This window comes from Alteromonas sp. W364 (assembly GCF_031846205.1).
GTDB lineage: Bacteria > Pseudomonadota > Gammaproteobacteria > Enterobacterales > Alteromonadaceae > Glaciecola > Glaciecola blandensis.
The window spans coordinates 15178-33772 of record NZ_JAVRID010000009.1 but is presented as its reverse complement, the minus strand read 5'-3'; the positions used below and the strand labels follow the sequence as shown (position 1 = coordinate 33772).

Sequence of the window (18595 nt, the reverse complement as noted above, 5' to 3'; positions counted from 1 at the left end):
GGTCACAACCCGCACGCTAGTGCGGGTTGTATTTCTGTATGTCAATAGAGTAATGTATTGACATACCTACACTTTTACAAGGAAGGATAGTGAGCGGTCCAGCAATTCAAGAAGTCGTTGTTGTTGGTGGTGGCACAGCCGGTTGGCTAGCCGCAGGTGTGCTCGCAGCTAAAAATAAACAGCTAGGTGAAGCCAAAATAAAAGTCACTTTAGTCGAGTCTCCTAATGTTGCGAGTTTAGGCGTTGGGGAGGGCACTTGGCCTTCTATGCGACATACCCTACAAATTATTGGTATTAATGAACAAACCTTCATCCAACGTTGCAATGTGAGCTTGAAGCAAGGCTCATTGTTTCAAGGTTGGGTAAACGGTAGTCCAAATGATGCCTATTATCATCCCTTTGTTACTCCACCACATTATGGTCAATATGATTTGGCGGGGGCCTGGCAACAACTCTCCAATAGAGAAATGAAGTTTGCAGATTTTGCGAGTGTGCAATCAAGCGTTTGCGAACTTAATCTAGCACCTAAACAATTATCAACGCCAGATTACGCTGGGGTAACGAACTACGGCTACCACCTCGATGCAGGTAAATTTGCGGAGCTCTTGTGCGAGCATTGCACCAAGCTTTTGGGTGTTAGACATATTAAAGATCATGTCACACAAGTGCACGCGGCAAAAAATGGCGATGTCAGTCATCTATCGACTAAACTTTCTGGCAATATTAGCGGGCAACTGTTTGTTGATTGTTCGGGGATGAACAGCCTTTTAATCGACCAGCACTACCATATTCCGTTCCTTAATCAGGAACATGTATTGTTTAACGATAGGGCTCTGGCAGCTCACGTGCCATACGCTTCAGACTCAGCACCGATTTTATCTGCTACGAAGTCAAGCGCGCAGACCAATGGTTGGATATGGGATATTGGTTTGCAAACACGAAGAGGTGTGGGTTATACCTATTCTAGTCAGTTTGAAAGCAAACAAAGCGCAGAAGATACGCTTGCAAAATATATTAATACGCTGACTGAAGACGGACTTAATAGCAGTATTACTCCAAGAACCATAAAGTTCACACCAGGTTATCGAGAAAAATTTTGGCAAAATAACTGCGTTGCCGTCGGAATGTCCTCTGGTTTTTTTGAACCACTGGAAGCATCAGCGATAGCCATGGTGGAACTCTCGCTAACAATGTTATCCGAACAGTTTCCTCGCAACAGACAACATATGGATATTGTCGCTGAGCGTTTTAACGAGCGCTTTACCTATCGCTGGCAAAGGGTCATCGACTTTTTAAAGCTACACTATGTATTAAGTGAGCGTCAGGATAAGTATTGGTTAGCACACCGTGATGCTTCGAGCATTCCGGATAGCCTGCAAAAATTATTGGATACTTGGCAATTTCAGGCACCCAGTCGTTATGACGTGATTCAAAACGAAGAGGTGTTTCCCTCTGCCAGTTATCAGTACGTTTTGTATGGAATGCGCTATAAGCGCTCTATTGAGAATACACTAGCTGCAACAACACTTTCATCGAGCATGTTGCAATATGCGGAACAGTTGATGCAACAAAACGAGCAATTAAAACACCAGTATCGTGCCGGTTTACCAAGCAATAGAACATTTATCAATGGTCTATTAGGCAAAGTAAACAAGGGCTCGGCTGTTTAAAGGATCTGTCATGGATGTAAAACCTGTATCAAAAGTTGTGATTGCCGGCGGAGGCACAGCTGGCTGGATGGCAGCCGCTTCGCTTACTCGGCTGCTAGGAAAGTCTGTTTCTGTGACTCTTATTGAATCAGATAGCATCAGTACTGTCGGTGTGGGTGAAGCAACCATTCCTCCGATTAGAACGCTGCATAAGTTACTTGGCATAAATGAGCAGTCCTTTATTAAAGCAACGAATGCTACCTTTAAGTTAGGTATTGAATTCAGTGGTTGGCGAAATGAAGACCATGCTTATATTCACTCATTTGGTATCACCGGCAAAGAATGCTGGGCAGGGGAGTTTCACCACTTTTGGCTACGAGGTTTAGAAAAAGGCATTGATGCGGACTTCGGTGAGTATTGCTTTGAATTGCAAGCTGCCAAGGCGGGTAAATTTGGAATGTCGAACCAACAACCAATTAATTTTGCTTATCATTTAGACGCCTCAAAGTATGCTCAATTCTTACGTGAATTTAGTGAGAATTTAGGGGCTAAACGAATAGAGGGGAAGATCTCAAAAGTAAACAAACAATCATCTAACGGCTTTATTAGTTCGTTGACCCTAGCGGACGGAAGTGAGGTAGAAGGTGATCTGTTTATAGACTGCACCGGTTTTAGAGCCTTACTCATAGAGCAGTCCTTACACACTGGCTACGATGATTGGTCTCATTGGTTACCGTGCAATACCGCTGTCACAGTGCAAACAAAATCTGTTAGTGAGCCTCTTCCATACACTAAAAGCCTAGCGCATGACGCAGGCTGGCAGTGGCAAATACCCTTGCAAAATCGAGTAGGAAACGGTTTAGTATTTTGCGATAAGTATTTGAGCGAAGATGCTGCTATCAAGCGCCTGAAATCCAATGTAGAGGGAGAGCTCATCAATGAACCGAGAGCGATTAAATTCTTAACTGGACGACGTCGGAAAGGGTGGCACAAAAACTGTGTTGCCTTAGGTTTATCGAGTGGCTTTATTGAACCACTTGAGTCAACCAGTATACATTTGATCATGACGGGCATTGTTCGCTTAATGCGATTGTTTCCCTTTAAAGGCATCACAGACAGTTTGATTGATGAATACAATACAAAACTCGACAGTGAATTAAATAGCATTCGCGACTTTATCATTATGCATTACAAGGTGAATAATCGTCGAGATGGTGCATTTTGGGATTACTGTCGGCAAATGGATATTCCGGAATCACTCAAGCATAAGCTTGATCTTTTCCAAGAAACAGGGAGGGTGTTTTTGGATGATGGCGATATTTTTAGAGTGGACTCGTGGACTCAAGTTTTATTGGGACAGGGTATGGTGCCACAACAGTATCATCCAATTACCGCTGAAATGTCAGATGCGGAACTAACTAAATTTTTGTCTGACCTAAAAGCTCAAGTCGACAATGCGGTTGCGCAACTGCCTAGCCATCAACAGTTTATCAATCAGCATTGCAAAGCGAATGGAATAGCGAGTGAGGCAAGAACTAAATAAGCACGCCAATTGCGAACAACTATTTATCTTGCTCGCAATGCTCTTTCGACTCTAAGGGGAGTTTAAAACCGGCTTTTGTAAGCCATTCAGCTGCTTCGCCTTTGGTTGAGAATAACTTTCTCTTGTATCCACTAAGAGAGGGTGCCACTTCATTTAATACATCTAAATGAGGGCTATTGCCTTTTATAATGTACGCAGCGTGAGATGAGCCAGCAGCCACTAAACGGTTGAGTTCAGCCCTTGCCGCGAAGATAAATTCATTGTCGCCACCTTTCCATGGTCGTAAATCGGTCATACTTCCCCATTCTTGTCCTTGCAAACGGATTAAATTTACTTTGACTTCAGAAATAAAGGAATCAAAAACATCAGCATCCCAATATTCATAGAAGGTGGCTTCAAGAATGTGACCGTTCAAACGTAGTTTATAGTACTTGATAAGCTGCCTCCTTGTGTTGCACCCGAAAATATAGATCACCAGAATCTGCTTTCCTGTGAGTTTAGTGGCTGAAATAAGAAGAATCAATCAGTTAAAGCCGATGAACAAATTCGAAAGCTCGGTCTGTAAGCGTTTTCGGTGCTTACAGACCTTTATCTTTTTACTTTTAGCTAGCTGGCTATGTATTTTGTAAGTTAGTGTTACGTTGTTTACGTTTCTTTAGCTTAGCCTTTATCGCGTTAAATGGGCGTGCTAAATCTAGCAAAATAACATATAGACATGGCACCAGAATAAGTGTGACGAACGTGGCATACAACACAGCAAAACCAAGTGCGACTGCCATTGGGATAACAAACGCAGCTTGAAGACTGGTTTCGAACATAATCGGCAAAACACCAGCGAAGGTGGTAATTGACGTGAGTGTTATTGCTCTGAAGCGGGCACATCCAGCTTCTATTACAGATTCTTTAACACTGTAGCCTTGCAAACGTCGTTGATTAACAAAGTCAGTCATGACCAAACTGTCATTTATGACGACCCCCGCGGCAGCAATTAAACCGAAGGTTGAAAACAGACTCATATCTAGGTCGAGTAGGAAGTGCCCCCAAATAGCGCCAGTTAAACTAAAAGGGATGACTGACATAACTATTAGCGGTTGTGCATAGCTTTTTAGTGGCACTGCCAACAAGATATAAACCATAATCATACCCGCAATAAAGAAGGTAATTTGTTCACTTTGCTGCGCTTGTTGTTCTTTGATATCGCCACCCAATTCGGTTTTTACCCGAGGAAAGCGCTCTTGCATTTTGGGCAAGAGTTCATCTGCAATCGATTCTACGACTTCACCTGGCTCTACCAATTGTTCGTCAATTGAACCGTACACATAAACGCTGCGATAGCCGCCTTCACGGCGTATATAACTGATCCCAGGCTTTTCAGAGAGCTCAACAACATCACCTAACAATACTTCTTGTCCGGTCGGTGTTGTAATGACGGCATACTTCAATTCGGCAAATCGTTCACGAGTGAATCGAGGGTATCTCACCATCACTTTTACTTCTTCACCGCCACGCAATATACGTTGTGCTTCACCGCCATAAAAGCTTGCACCTACCTGTGACGCAATGCTTGCTAAATCCAAACCCAAATCATAGGCGACAGGTTTTAAGGTCATTTGGACTTCTTTACTTACTGGGTCGATACTAGAACTCACGTCAAACAAACCTTCTTGCCCTTGCAGCAGCTCAATCAGATAACGGCCTGCGTCATTGAGTTCATTAACATCTGGCCCGAATAGCAAGTAACCAAATTCACCGCCGCCACCGCTGCTATTGACGTCGTCTCGGACTGTGAAGGATTTCATGCCAGGAATGTTGGGGACCGCTTCCCGCCAACGGCGGCTGAGTTCGAACGTATCGAAATGTCGATCGTCTTCGGCAACGAGTGGCGCTAGTACTTGGCCAGAAGTTCTGCCTCGGTTGAATACGAGAATATCCGAAACCATGGGGCTACCGTATTCCTCAACGATTTTTTTGTCGACATCCATAATCACTTTTTCAATGATTTGTAAGGCATCGATGGTGGCTTGGTCACTGACGGTTTCTGCCATCTCTATATCGATCGAAGGGTAATCAGTTGGTACTTGGGGATTGGGAACAACTCTTACGTAGTTCGCGTTTAACAAGCCTATGCTAATAAAAAGCATTGCGATAAATACTGCAAATACCGGCCAGCGCCATGTTACACAGTTAGTGATAAAATTGCGGTACGGGCCGTTAACGATACTGAAGAAACGTTTATTAAAGCGTTGTCGCCAGCTTGTTGACTTAAGTGGCGGAAATTTACTGTGAGCAATATGTGCAGGCAGAATTAACTTTGATTCGATCAAGCTGAATATTAAGCAGAAGATAACGACTGCGGCAATATTGTAAAAGAAAGTTCCCTCTGGCCCTTCACCCATGGTAAAGGGGATAAATACCGCAATAGTAGTAAGCACACCAAAAGTTGCTGGGGTAGCCACGCGTTTTGCACCACGCACGACATTATTAACGCCGCCACCTTTTGATTCTATTTCGCTGTAAGCACTTTCGCCAATCACAATGGCATCGTCGACAACAATCCCTAGCACCATAATAAAAGCGAACAATGAGAAAATATTGATGGTAATGCCGAACGCAGGCATCAGCATAACGGCACCGAGGAAACAGACTGGCAAGCCAATCATTACCCAAAACGCTAATTTAAAGCGTAAGAACAAAGCCAACATTGCGAAAACCAAAAACGCACCTTGTGCTAAGTTTCCAAGCATCATGTCAAGCCGACCGTTCAAGTAGTAGGTAAAATCAACCACAGTGTAAATTTGCACGCCGTTCGGAAGCGTTTCGTTTTTGGCTTCCATATAGGCATTCACTGAACTCGCGACTGGAATAATACTTTGATCTTTGGTTGCAGACACGACTAGGGAAATTGCGTTAATGCCGTTATAGCGGAAGTAGCGTTCTCCTTCAGTAAAGCCATCTTTGATATCAGCGACATCTTTTAATAAAACACGTGAACCACCACTACCAATTTTCACCGGAATATCACGGAACTCTTCCCCGTCATAAAACTGGTTTTCGATGCGTACTGCAATCATACCTGATTCGGTTCTGATTTGGCCGGCGCTGAAATTGGCAGAATAACGACGAACAGCTTGCGTTACATCATTAATTGTCAGGTTATATTTGCGTAAAACTTCAGGTTTGATTTCGATTGCTATTTCATCACTCGGGGTTTGCGCATTAGCTAATTGAATATTGTTTAGCTGGAGGAGTTCGTTCTCAATTTGTTCAGCAATTGGCTTCAATTCGTCGAGTGGCAAGTCTCCAACGATTGAGAGATTCATTACCTCTTGCCTAAATTCATTCAAGGAAACGGTAACAGGCTCCATTGCGGCAGGGAAGGTACCAATGCTATCCACCCTCGATTTTACTTTATCCAGAACGTCAGATAGCTCAGCGCTTGGATATATTTCCAGGTTAACTCGACCACCACCGCGCCATGCATTACCAACGCTCTTTTTAACTTCAGCGAGGTCGCTCAATTGCTCCTCGATTTTGATAATGATATTTTCTTCAATCTCTTGAGGAGAAGCACCTGGGTATTGCACTGACACGTTTATTGAATTGAATTCTAGTGTCGGAAACATTTGTCGTTGGATCGTAGAATAGCTAAACAAACCCATAATAATGATAAACACCATCATTAAGTTTGCCGCTACCGCATTATTAGCGAAAAACGCAATAATGCCAGTGGGAGCCTTATTCTCATCCTGATCGAGTGACGAGTTTGTTGAGTTTGAGTCAGTCATCCTTTTTCCCTACTGGTCGTTTGCTGCTACTTTATCGCCATCTTCACCCAATAATTTTACACCCATGCCGTTTTGAGGGTATTCAGGTAGCGTCATCACGACTTGGTCTTGCTCATTGACACCGCTAGAAATGAGGAAATAGGTACCTTCTTCTCTGACAACTTCAACATTTTTCGATAGTAGTTTTTGGTCTGCATCGATGACCCAAACTTTACGTTTATTGACTAAGTTTTGTGGAACCTTATACACATTCTCAATGAGTTTGCCGGCAAACGCTACTTCCACATAGGTGCCAAATTTGAGCTGTGGTGCATCCGTATTCAAGCTATATGGGTCATCAATTCTAACCACTAAGTGATTCATGCGAGTGCTCTGATCGACAATGCCAAGATCACGTTGTAAATAGGCAACTCGGGAAATGCCAGCGACATCTTTTGCTCTTACAGTAGCTGGGTTATTGTCGATTTTTTTAGGTAAAAAGGGACTGTCGAAACCCGCTACTGGAAATATCACTTCCGCCGCTTCAATGTTGTTAATTTCAGCGACTGTCATACCGACATTGACGAACTGTCCGGAGCCGATTTCTCTGGATAGCACCAGCGCATCATAAGGCGCTGTTACATCACAATTTGATAGATCTCTTTGAGCAATGCGATAGGCCGCTTGAGCAGACTTTAATTGAGCTTGAGCGCTTAATACTTGTGGTTTTCGAAGGTAGAGATCACTCACCTGATTAGCGGGTAAGTTCTTCGCTTCTCGCATCGCTACTTTTTGACGCGCTTGTTCTTCAATTAGACTTGCTTCAGCAAGAGATACTTGTGCTTCAGCTTGCAATAAAGCTGCCTCGTATGCATCTTTTTCGATTGAAAAGAGGATATCTCCGCGTTTTACTAAGCCGCCGGCAACAAAATTTGGGTTCCAACTGGTCACTTCGCCAGATACTTGAGCAGCCAAAACGGTTCTCTCCAAAGGAACAACTTCACCGAAGCTGCTAATAGCAACTTGGTGATCAATGGCATTTAATGCTTCAACACTGACAGTTGGGCGATTGTCAGTCTTTTCCTGTTCCTCTGGCTCTGGTTCACTGCCTTCGATTAACGCTTTAACCGCAAAGCCGGATCCTAGGATAACAATGAATATTGCTAATTTGATCAAATTTGATTTCATCTATGAATTTCCTCAAGCGTGTTGCTGCATATTACGTTATTTACGCAGAACTCGTATGTGCCAAATGTCACGATTCTTTGTTTTTCTTTTTGGGTGACACCGCTTAGATTATCTCTTCCATTTAGGTTTAAGATTGCGCATATATTAAACGATACAGATGATATCAAACTAAAGATATAAAAGCTTTAAATCTATGTGAGGAATTTGTGAACATCTGTTGAAAATTTGTACAAATTTCAATTGCTTGAATGAGACATTTGTGACCAGACACAAAAAAGGCAGGTAGCTTAAACGACCTGCCTTCGAGAATGTCAGCGTGTTGCTATACTGTCTAGTATTGAGCGTTGCCAGGTGTTCTAGGGAAGGGAATAACATCGCGCACGTTTTGCATACCAGTCACATAAGCCACTAAACGTTCGAAACCTAAACCAAAACCAGCATGTGGCACTGTGCCATAGCGACGTAAGTCTCGATACCAAGCATAGTCTTCTTGGCTGAGATCCATTTCGGCAAGACGGCGATCAAACACATCAAGGCGCTCTTCACGTTGTGAACCACCGATAATTTCACCAATACCAGGTGCTAAGACATCCATAGCAGCTACCGTTTTGTTGTCGTCATTAATGCGCATGTAAAATGCTTTAATATCTTTTGGATAGTTTTGCATAATAATTGGCGCACCTACGTGCTCTTCAGCAAGGTATCGTTCATGCTCTGACGATAAATCAACGCCCCATTCCACAGGGAATTCAAACTTTTTACCGCTCTTTTGCAGAATATCAATCGCATCTGTGTAGTCCATACGAACAAACTCAGAATTGACCACGCTTTCCAAACGAGTAATCGCTTCTTTATTTACACGTTGCGCAAAAAACGCCATGTCGTCTGGACGTTCTTCAAGCACGGCCTTGAAAACATATTTCAGTAAATCTTCGGCTAGCTGTGCAACTGTCGCGAGATCAGCAAAAGCAACTTCAGGTTCAATCATCCAAAACTCAGCTAAGTGACGACTTGTATTTGAGTTCTCAGCACGGAAGGTTGGGCCAAAGGTATATACTTTTGACATAGCAGCGCAATAGGTTTCAACGTTAAGTTGTCCAGACACGGTGAGGAAAGTTTCTTTACCAAAGAAGTCTTCTTTGTAATCCACTAGGCCTTTGTCGTCGCGAGGAATATTCATCATATCTAATGTAGACACTCGGAACATTTCACCCGCACCTTCAGTGTCCGACGCTGTCAGAATTGGAGTACTTATCCAAAAATAACCTTGCTCATGAAAGAATCGATGCACGGCTTGTGAAAGACAATTTCTAATGCGGGTCACTGCACCGATAATGTTTGTGCGAGGGCGTAGGTGAGCGTGCTCACGCAAATATTCGATACTATGTCGCTTTGCAGCCATAGGGTATGTGTCTGGGTTCTCTACCCAACCTAGCACTTCAACACTTTGTGCTTCGATTTCAAGTGCTTGTCCTTGACCTTGAGACGCTTTTACTGTGCCTACAACCGAAACAGAGCAGCTAGTGGTCAGTTTGGTAATATCTTCATAATTTGCCAATGAATTCATTGCAACGACTTGGATTGGGTCAAAGCAACTGCCATCATGCACGTTAATGAATGAAAGGCCTGCTTTTGAGTCGCGACGGGTTCTCACCCAGCCTTTGATGGTCACAGTGTCGTCGACACCATATTTGCCAGCCAAAACATCGGCGACTGGTGCATATGTCATATTATTCTCCATTGGGCATGACTAGACAAAACGATAAACGCTAGCTTTATTATCCGTTGTGGACAAATAAAGTGCTAATTCCGTATGATAGCAATAGGTAGTCTGAAAAAGAAACCTGTTGGCTCACCACGTTTGAGTTCGCGATGCTGACTTATATAAACGTCGGAAGCAAAGCATTTTTCGTCGGGTCTTATTTAGTTCTAATTTTAGCGGCTAAGTATACTTAACTATGCAAGGGATAACAGTAGGTAAAGTAGAATATGCACGATAAAAATGAAAAAAATACGAGAGGGAGAGAGGGTGGAGCCGAACCTTTGGGTTTTGTTGACCGCCGACAGACTCCAGCGAGCAAAGAGCCCTTGTTTCGAGTCATGGTCATTTTAAATGTGTCAGCTTGGTTTTCTTTGCTTGGTGCACTCGTTTTGTTCCATTATGCTCGTCCAGAGTTTATTAGTGGTGTACAGAAATTCTGGGGAGTTGAAGGCCGAATTTACTGGTCACAGGCTCACGTGGATGGATTGTTAGCAACCCTTCAGGTCTGTCTCGGTTTGAGTTTAGTTTCGATGATCCTGCGCTTGCGAAGAAACCGCAGGAAAACAGATAACTTTGGCATTAATTTGTTCATCTTATTAGCGATCACTGTCATTAGCTTAATTACGCTTTACACCACAATGTATATGTAAAGATACTCCCATCTTTTTTCATACTGAGATGACGGATGCGAGCGGTGCGTTGTTTCGACTGTCTGTATATTGCGACACCATCATTATCGCTTTAACTATCTGAAAGTATTGCACTATTTTGAATGTTTTCACTGTATTGTAAGAAATGACTAAAGCGGTGTCTTATATTAGCTTCACAATTCCGTTGTTTATTTTTTTGATTTCTTCTATGTTGTTGAATATGTTGTATAAATTAAGTTGGCATGTTCCTTGTAATACTACTTCTGCATGGTCATTTCGAACCAAATACCAATGGTCTAAATGAACCGTAAAAAGCACACTCAAACTGATAAAAATAATAATACAAGATGTCAGTAGGAAACAAACGTAAGTGAAGCTGCTTGTTCACCGCCGTTAATCCAATACTGAATTTAGGAGAGCGTACCATGGCTAACTTTTCAAAAATGATGAAGATCGCATTATCAATCATGCTGGTGCAAGGCATCTTAGCAATTCTTATATCAACTGCAGCGAATGCGCAAGAAAGTCTAATGGCAACATTAGACGATGATCAAGATGGGCTTATTTCCCTGCGAGAAGCCGTTGGTCATAAAACCTTACTTGAAAACTTCAATAAAATAGATGCGAACGAAGATGGTTACATCAGTCTTGATGAACTAGACGCAAGCGAAATCTCTAAAGGATAACGATGTAGTGACAGTTATGGCTCAATACACGGATGAGTGGGCCACTTTCATCCTTCCAACCTTCCCAATAAGATTGCATCGCTTTGTTGAAGCAAAACGCTGGCTATGTAATGCTTGAAGACACTTACACCAAACCGTCCAGACTATTGCAAATTCGATCGCTAAAACAACTCATTTTAGGCAGCTTCTTCGTTGCACTCGTTCCTCTGTTTACTTTGCTTTGGCAAAGTCAGAGTGACTTGGCAAAACTGAATGATGCCATTGTGAAGCAGACTCAATTTTTCGTTGCGACAGCGGGTACCATGCGCAACTTAGAAAGCATGGCACGAGATATCGAAAGACTTATGCGGCAGCACTTTGTCTTACCCAATGCAACACTGAAGCAGTTGAACGACGATACATTAACGCTATTTCAACAAGAGTTGGAACCGTTTTGTCAGCAACTCTCTGATTCTGATGCTTGTGGTAAATTGCACCGCAATTTAATTCAGTTAGGAAATTATCCGAGCATGACAGACAAGCTAGTCTTGGACGCTCACTTAGCCTCTTTTACGCAAGCAATTAATGCACTGAGTGATGACGTGAAAGCAACAGTGAATCAACGAGTATCTGAGCAGCAAAGCTTCATGTCTGCACTGCAACAAAAGCAGGCTTGGTCTACTGCAGCACTCACTTTAGTCTCTCTTATACTCATTTTATTTGCCGCTAAGTTAATCACCAAGCCTGTAAATAAATTGAAAAATATCATTGCGGCTATCGCAGATAATCAAAATGAATTACCGGTGAAGTCGTCATCGGGACCGCGAGAACTTGTCGCAGTAGAAAAAGACCTTTATTTGCTACACAAGCGCATTCAACAACTTGAAAAAGTAAGAACAGCGCTGTTGCGTCATGCTTCACACGAATTGAAGACGCCTTTGGCGAGTTTTAAAGAAGGCTGCGCACTGTTAGCAGAAGAAATGGTAGGGCAACTGAATAAACAACAAAAAGAAGTGGTCAATCTACTCCAAGCATCAACTAACAGATTAAACCTTTTGATTGAGAAGTTGCTTGATTATAATGCTTTGCTACAACAAGCTGAGCCGTCGTTTGAACAAATAGATACGCAACAGATTATCAACGAATGTCTAACCCAGAACGGTTTGGCGTTGAAACAGTCTTTGTGCACTGTGGAAACTGACATTGCTGATGATTGCCAACTCATCGTATCTGATGCGGAGTTATTCAGGCGTATCTTAGATAATCTGATATCAAATGCTGTCGCCCATGGTACAGAAGCCACTGCCATTTATATTAAATTGCACCAGGCTATGGGTGATTACGTATTAGATGTTGCAAACCATGGTAATGAAATTTCGGCAGATGACAGAAAGAATATCTTCGAACCTTTTAAGCGCGGCCTGTTAACTCGAAATGACAGAGTGATTGGCGCGGGTCTAGGCTTATCTATCGTGTCAGATTGTGCTCGTTTGCTAGGAGGCGCTGTGTCCATAGTGGATGTGAAATACGCGTCAGTTTGCTTCAGAATAAAGCTACCTTTGAGAGATGAATCATGAAAGCGCTAGTTCTTCTTGCACTATTAATCCCCTTATCTGGGTGCGAGTTATTACAAAAAAATATGAATCAGGATCCGCCTGAAGTGCTTGATCTAATGCTCAGTACTTATTGTACCTCGCCTGAAAGTATGGCGACCTTTGAGGAATATTGTGAGCTTAAAGCGTGGGCTGATAAGCTGATCGAAGCTTCAAGCACAGCCTGGCCAGAGCGAAGTAAATTAATCGATAGTTTGGGTGATGAACCAAAGCAACTTTTAGAAAAAGTACTATTGAGTCAAAGCGAAGATACGCCTTACCGTAATCGCTTGCGCGCACAGAATTGGATTGAAGATTTACAAACTCGCACCGACAAAGCGATGACTCAAGTGCTAGATGTGATTATTTATTCACAAAGCCAACAATTACTTGAACTAGAGTCCGCTATCACTATCTTAAGTGAGGTGAACGGTAGGCAAGCAAAAACCATCGCATCACAAGAAATTCAATTAGAAGAAAAAAATAAAGAGATTGAAAACCAACGCAAGCAAGTCGAGCAGTTGTTAGATATTGAAGCGTCGATGGTGAATCAAAACAGGAGCGACAACAAATGAGTTTTTCTCAACCCTCTCAATTGCCGTCATCGAATACACATTCGAGCAATGATAATACGTCAGCGCGTGACCAGAATGCAGACGCACCAAAATTACTATTAGTAGAAGACGATGAAAACCTACTGCGCCTGCTTACTATTCGCTTGCAAGGAGAGGGCTATCAAGTGACTTCTTCTGAAAATGCCACTCAGGCATTGCGCCTCATGTTCAATAATAAATTTGATGTGGTGCTTAGCGATATTCGTATGCCGGGTTTAGACGGTCTCAGCTTTTTTGATGAAATTTTGAATCGCTACAATGATTTACCCGTTGTTTTGATGACGGCACACGGCACCATTAAAGATGCTGTGACGGCTACGCAAAAAGGCGTTTTTGGCTTTCTAACTAAGCCGATAGATCATGATGAATTGCGCAAAGTACTCTCAAGAGCTACGCAGAAGAACACATCTTCACAAATGGGCGATTGGTGCAAAGACATTGTGACTCGAGCGCCAGAGATGACGAAGCTGCTGAGCCAAGCTCATCGTATCGCAGATAAAAATGTCAGTGTGCTGATTAATGGCGCAAGTGGCACAGGTAAAGAGCTGTTAGCAAAGGCAATTCATAAAGCGAGTGACAGGGCAAACAAACCCTTCGTTGCAATTAATTGTGGTGCCTTACCTGAAAACTTATTGGAATCTGAGTTGTTTGGACACACCAAAGGTGCTTTCACAGGGGCGGTTCAATCATCCACAGGCTTATTTCGTGAAGCGCATGGCGGCACACTCTTCCTTGATGAAATTGGTGATATGCCAAGCTCCTTGCAAGTGAAGTTATTGCGCGCCATTCAAGAACGGACCGTGCGCCCAGTGGGCAGTGCGACGAATATCGATATTGATGTACGGATCATTTCTGCCACTCACAAAGACTTGCAAAAAGAAATGGAAGAGGACCGCTTCAGAGAAGACTTGTACTACCGTTTGAATGTGGTTAATTTACGCATTCCTTCACTGAAAGAGCGCTTTGAAGACATTCCTTTGTTAACGGATTATCTATTGAAACAAAGTGCTGAAAGGCATGGCGTTAAAGCCACACAATTTGCCCCTGATGCCTTGAAAAAACTGGTGACGAGTGATTGGCCTGGTAATGTTAGGCAGTTAGTGAACGTTGTTGAACAGTGCGTCGCGCTGACCCAGACTCCCGTTATATCTTTGAGTCTTGTCGAACAAGCGTTATCCGAGCTGTCTCAGAACTGGCCAACATTAACCCAAGCTCGTGACTCATTTGAATATCAGTATTTATGTCGCTTACTGCAATTAGCCGACGGAAATGTGACTAGAGCCTCTGATTTGGCAGGGCGTAATCGGACAGATATGCACAAGCTAATGAAAAAACACGGTCTGAACGCGGCAGACTTCAGGCTTAATAATTAAGCCTGAGCTAGTTGCCTCTTAATCAGGATAGAGTCGCCCGATAGCAAAATCGATTGCCTGCACAAGGGTGGCAAGCTCATCACTAGTAATAAGATAGGGCGGCATTATGTAAATCAACTTGCCAAATGGCCTTATCCAAGCACCTTTTTCAATAAAGAGTGCTTGAATTTCTGCGACGTTCACAGCCTGCTTCATTTCAACAACACCAATCGCGCCGAGCACTCTAGTGTCAGCAACACTACTGTATCGTGATAAGGGTAGCAGTGTATCAATGAGTTGATGTTCAATCGCAGAGACTTGTTCTTTCCAGTGACCTTCTAAAATGATTTCCAAGCTGGCGTTTGCAACTGCGCATGCGAGAGGATTGCCCATGTATGTTGGCCCATGCATGAAAACACCGGGTTCAGAGGCACATATTCCTTCAGCAACTTCGTCGGTACAAAGTGTTGCAGCCATGGTCAAATAGCCACCTGTTAGTGCTTTACCTAAACACATAATGTCAGGGCTAATATCGGCGTGCTCACTGGCGAATAACTTTCCCGTGCGGCCAAAGCCCGTGGCTATTTCGTCACAGATTAAAAGGACATTGAACTCGTCGCATAGTTTTCGGCACGCTTTGACATATTCCGGATGATATAAACGCATACCGCCAGCACCTTGAACAACAGGCTCCATAATAATCGCAGCGATTTCGTGGTGATGTTGTTCGAGGATTTCTCTTACTGGTAAAACATCATCTGGGTTCCACTTTTGGCCGAATCTCGTTTGTGGGGCGGGAGCAAAAAAATGTTCAACTAATGTCTTTTGAAACAGACTATGCATGCCGTTAACCGGATCGCAAACCGACATGGCTGCAAAGGTGTCTCCGTGATAACCGAAACGAGGTGCAAGGAGCTTGGATTTTTGACTACGACCTTGGCAAGCCCAATACTGCAAGGCCATTTTAATGCCGACTTCTACTGATACCGAACCTGAGTCGGCTAGAAAAACACGATTTAGACCATCAGGCGTCATATCGATCAGTTTTTTACTCAAATCAATGGCAGGTTGGTGCGTGAGGCCACCAAACATAACATGTGAGAATGCATCAACTTGTTTGTGAGCTGCGTCGTTCAATCTCGGGTGGTTATATCCGTGAACGGCAGCCCACCAAGATGACATACCATCGACAATTTCTTCGCCAGATGCCAGTGTTAAATTAACGCCACTGGCCCCGATCACTTCATAACAAGGAAGCGGGTGTGTAGCAGAAGTGTAAGGATGCCAAATATGGCGTTTGTCGAAATCAATATTGTTCAAAAAATAGCCTTTAGTTCACTTTGTGATATTCATAACATTGACAAGTTTTCTTGTGGGCATAGACTAGGGAACATTAAACGCTTAGTAAAGTAAAAGTCGCCCTTAAGAGGCAATTTGATGACCATAAACTGAGCCCACGACCCAATAACAATAATATATTAAGAGTAGGAATAATATGACGACAACTACAACTTCACCTATGGGTGCACAAACGAATTTTGAGCCTCGACATGATTGGACTGTTGAGGAAGTTAATGCCTTATATGAACTCCCTTTTAATGACTTGTTGTTTCAAGCTCAGTTGGCACATCGAACACATTTCGATCCGAATTATGTGCAAGTGAGCACATTACTTTCTATTAAAACTGGCGCATGCCCTGAAGATTGTAAATATTGCCCACAAAGCGCGCGTTACGACACCGGTTTAGAAAAAGAACGTTTGATGGAAATTCAAAAAGTGATCGAGCGTGCAAAAGAAGCTAAACAGGCGGGCTCCACACGTTTTTGTATGGGCGCTGCTTGGCGTAACCCAAAAGAGCGTGATATGCCTTACGTTACTGAGATGGTAAAAGAAGTGAAGAAACTGGGCATGGAAACTTGCATGACATTAGGCATGTTAAGTCGAGAACAGGCCTTAGCACTGAAGCAAGCGGGCTTAGATTACTATAACCATAACCTCGATACTTCACCTGAATATTATGGTGATATTATTACTACACGTACTTACCAAGACCGTCTGGATACGCTAAGTAATGTAAGAGATGCCGGCATGCACGTTTGTTCCGGCGGCATCGTGGGTATGGGCGAGACAGGGGATGATCGTTCAGGTTTATTAGTTCAATTAGCTAACCTTGAAAGGCATCCAGAAAGTGTACCGATCAATATGCTAGTCAAGGTTGAAGGAACGCCGCTGGATTCGGTAAAAGACTTAGAACCCTTCGAATTCATCCGAACCATTGCGATAGCAAGAATTATGATGCCAAAATCTTTTGTGCGTTTATCGGCGGGCCGCGAGTCAATGAATGAACAGATGCAAGCGCTTTGCTTCATGGCCGGTGCTAACAGTATCTTTTATGGGTGTAAATTGCTCACAACATCTAATCCTGATACACATGAGGATGTCATGCTGTTTAAAAAGCTAGGTATTAACTCGAAGCAAACGAAAGACTATTCGGACGAAGCTTTCGAGGCGGCACTCAGTGAAGAAATAGCCCAAAAACAGAACGAGTCGCTGTATGTCGATGCTGCAGCCACAACTAAACAAGCAAGCAAACAAGCAGAGATACTTTAACAGTAATGGCCTTCGAGTTTATGCAGCAAGCACTAGCTGAAAGAGAACGTTCAGCTTTGCTACGAAAGCGTGTTGTTATCGATAGCAATCATCAGTCAGTGATTGAGGTTGCTGGTGAACACTATATTAACTTCTCTAGCAATGATTATTTAGGTCTAAGCCAGCACCCAGATGTGTTGCAGAGCTTTGCTGAAGGCTTGAGTTTATATGGTGCGAGTAGCAGTGCTTCTTCTGTAGTTACCGGCTATTCAATCGAGCATAAACATTTAGAAGATGATATTTGTACACATACGAACATGCAAAGCGCCTTGTTATTTTCTAGTGGCTTTGCTGCTAATCAAGCGATTTGTAAGACGCTTTTTAGTACGACTAACAAGCGTTCACAAGCTTGTCATATTTTAGCTGACAAGTTTATGCACGCTTCATTTATCGATGGTGCAATGGGCGTTAGCGCTAATGCGCAGTTTTCACGATTCAAGCATAACGATACTCGACATCTTCTACAGTTACTCGATAAAGTACCCTCGAATGAAGATATCTTAGTCGTGAGTGAAGGTATTTTTAGTATGGATGGGGATGCTTGCGACTTGACTGGTATTCAACAGCAAATCAAAGAGCGCAGTAACAATGTATGGGTCATGTTGGATGATGCACATGCCATGGGAGTTATGGGTGCAGAAGGCATGGGGACATGTGATGCTAGCGACGCTGATGCTCAAAAAGTGGATGTCTTAATGGGGACATTTGGCAAAGCTGTAGGGACGCAAGGTGCTTTTGTCGCGAGTAATTCTACCTTGGTAGAGTATTTAGTGAACTTCTCAAAAGAGTATATCTATAGCACGGCAATGCCAGCGGCCCAAGCCAGAGCTACGCTCACTAGTTTTCAGATTATGCGTAAGGGGATGGAACGAGAGAAGCTGCGCAATAATATTGCGTTATTTCAGATGCTTGCAACCGAGGCCCAACTACCCTTAATGGATGCAAATGGTCCCATTCAAGGTTTGATAATTGGGTCACCAGAGAAAGCCTTAGCCTTATCTGAAAAATTAAAGTCATTGGGAATATGGGTAATTGCAATACGCACTCCTACAGTGCCAAAGCACACTGACCGCCTGCGTATTACTATAAACGCTATGCATCAAGAGAGAGATATTAGAGCACTAGTTGATGCCCTTGTTTTGGCGATGTCGAGCATGGAAAAATGA

At 43.1% G+C, this 18595-nt stretch carries 14 protein-coding genes; 9 read left to right on the top strand and 5 right to left on the bottom strand.

Annotation, left to right across the window (positions count from 1 at the left end; translation table 11 throughout):
- Window positions 1-89: 89 nt before the first annotated feature.
- Both RM556_RS14215 and RM556_RS14210 read left to right on the top strand, forming a co-directional pair.
- Entirely contained in the window at window positions 90-1670 is a 1581-nt protein-coding gene (locus RM556_RS14215) for a tryptophan halogenase family protein (RefSeq protein WP_311374921.1), read from the top strand.
- A gap of 10 nt (window positions 1671-1680) precedes the next feature.
- The gene (locus tag RM556_RS14210; RefSeq protein WP_311374920.1) at window positions 1681-3192 is read left to right on the top strand and encodes a tryptophan halogenase family protein; all 1512 of its coding nucleotides are present in this window, start codon (window positions 1681-1683) and stop codon (window positions 3190-3192) included.
- A gap of 19 nt (window positions 3193-3211) precedes the next feature.
- Here the strand turns inward: RM556_RS14210 and RM556_RS14205 are convergent, their stop codons facing one another.
- The 4 genes from RM556_RS14205 to asnS form a co-directional block, all read right to left on the bottom strand.
- Entirely contained in the window at window positions 3212-3667 is a 456-nt protein-coding gene (locus tag RM556_RS14205) for a hypothetical protein (protein ID WP_311374919.1), read from the bottom strand.
- A 139-nt stretch (window positions 3668-3806) separates the two neighbouring features.
- The gene (locus RM556_RS14200) at window positions 3807-6977 is read right to left on the bottom strand and encodes an efflux RND transporter permease subunit (RefSeq protein WP_311374918.1); all 3171 of its coding nucleotides are present in this window, start codon (window positions 6975-6977) and stop codon (window positions 3807-3809) included.
- Between the two features lie 9 nt (window positions 6978-6986).
- The gene (locus RM556_RS14195; protein ID WP_311374917.1) at window positions 6987-8144 is read right to left on the bottom strand and encodes an efflux RND transporter periplasmic adaptor subunit; all 1158 of its coding nucleotides are present in this window, start codon (window positions 8142-8144) and stop codon (window positions 6987-6989) included.
- Window positions 8145-8475: 331 nt separating this feature from the next.
- A complete protein-coding gene (gene asnS / locus RM556_RS14190) occupies window positions 8476-9873 on the bottom strand; it encodes an asparagine--tRNA ligase (RefSeq protein WP_311359887.1) in 1398 nt (465 codons plus the stop codon).
- 260 nt (window positions 9874-10133) lie between these two features.
- On the opposite strand from asnS, the gene RM556_RS14185 reads away from it, so the two are divergent.
- From RM556_RS14185 to RM556_RS14165, 5 genes are all read left to right on the top strand, one after another.
- Window positions 10134-10556 (top strand): hypothetical protein, encoded by a 423-nt coding sequence (locus RM556_RS14185; protein WP_311359888.1) that lies wholly within the window; start codon window positions 10134-10136, stop codon window positions 10554-10556.
- Between the two features lie 425 nt (window positions 10557-10981).
- Window positions 10982-11242 (top strand): calcium-binding protein, encoded by a 261-nt coding sequence (locus RM556_RS14180; RefSeq protein ID WP_311359889.1) that lies wholly within the window; start codon window positions 10982-10984, stop codon window positions 11240-11242.
- Window positions 11243-11325: 83 nt separating this feature from the next.
- Window positions 11326-12798 (top strand): HAMP domain-containing sensor histidine kinase, encoded by a 1473-nt coding sequence (locus RM556_RS14175; RefSeq protein WP_311374916.1) that lies wholly within the window; start codon window positions 11326-11328, stop codon window positions 12796-12798.
- Entirely contained in the window at window positions 12795-13388 is a 594-nt protein-coding gene (locus RM556_RS14170; protein WP_311359891.1) for a hypothetical protein, read from the top strand. The genes RM556_RS14175 and RM556_RS14170 overlap by 4 nt, the downstream gene beginning before the upstream one ends.
- Window positions 13385-14800 carry a sigma 54-interacting transcriptional regulator gene (locus RM556_RS14165; RefSeq protein WP_311359892.1) on the top strand — a complete coding sequence of 472 codons (1416 nt, stop codon included), beginning with the start codon at window positions 13385-13387 and terminating at the stop codon, window positions 14798-14800. Before RM556_RS14170 ends, RM556_RS14165 begins: the two co-directional genes overlap by 4 nt.
- 18 nt (window positions 14801-14818) lie before the next feature.
- Here the strand turns inward: RM556_RS14165 and bioA are convergent, their stop codons facing one another.
- On the bottom strand, window positions 14819-16099 hold the full coding sequence (gene bioA / locus RM556_RS14160; protein ID WP_311374915.1) for an adenosylmethionine--8-amino-7-oxononanoate transaminase: 1281 nt from the start codon (window positions 16097-16099) through the stop codon (window positions 14819-14821).
- Window positions 16100-16274: 175 nt separating this feature from the next.
- Here bioA and bioB point away from each other — a divergent pair, with 175 nt between their 5' ends.
- Window positions 16275-17390, top strand: coding sequence for a biotin synthase BioB (bioB, locus tag RM556_RS14155; protein WP_311359894.1), 1116 nt, complete (start codon window positions 16275-16277; stop codon window positions 17388-17390).
- 20 nt (window positions 17391-17410) lie between these two features.
- Entirely contained in the window at window positions 17411-18595 is a 1185-nt protein-coding gene (locus tag RM556_RS14150; RefSeq protein ID WP_311374914.1) for an 8-amino-7-oxononanoate synthase, read from the top strand.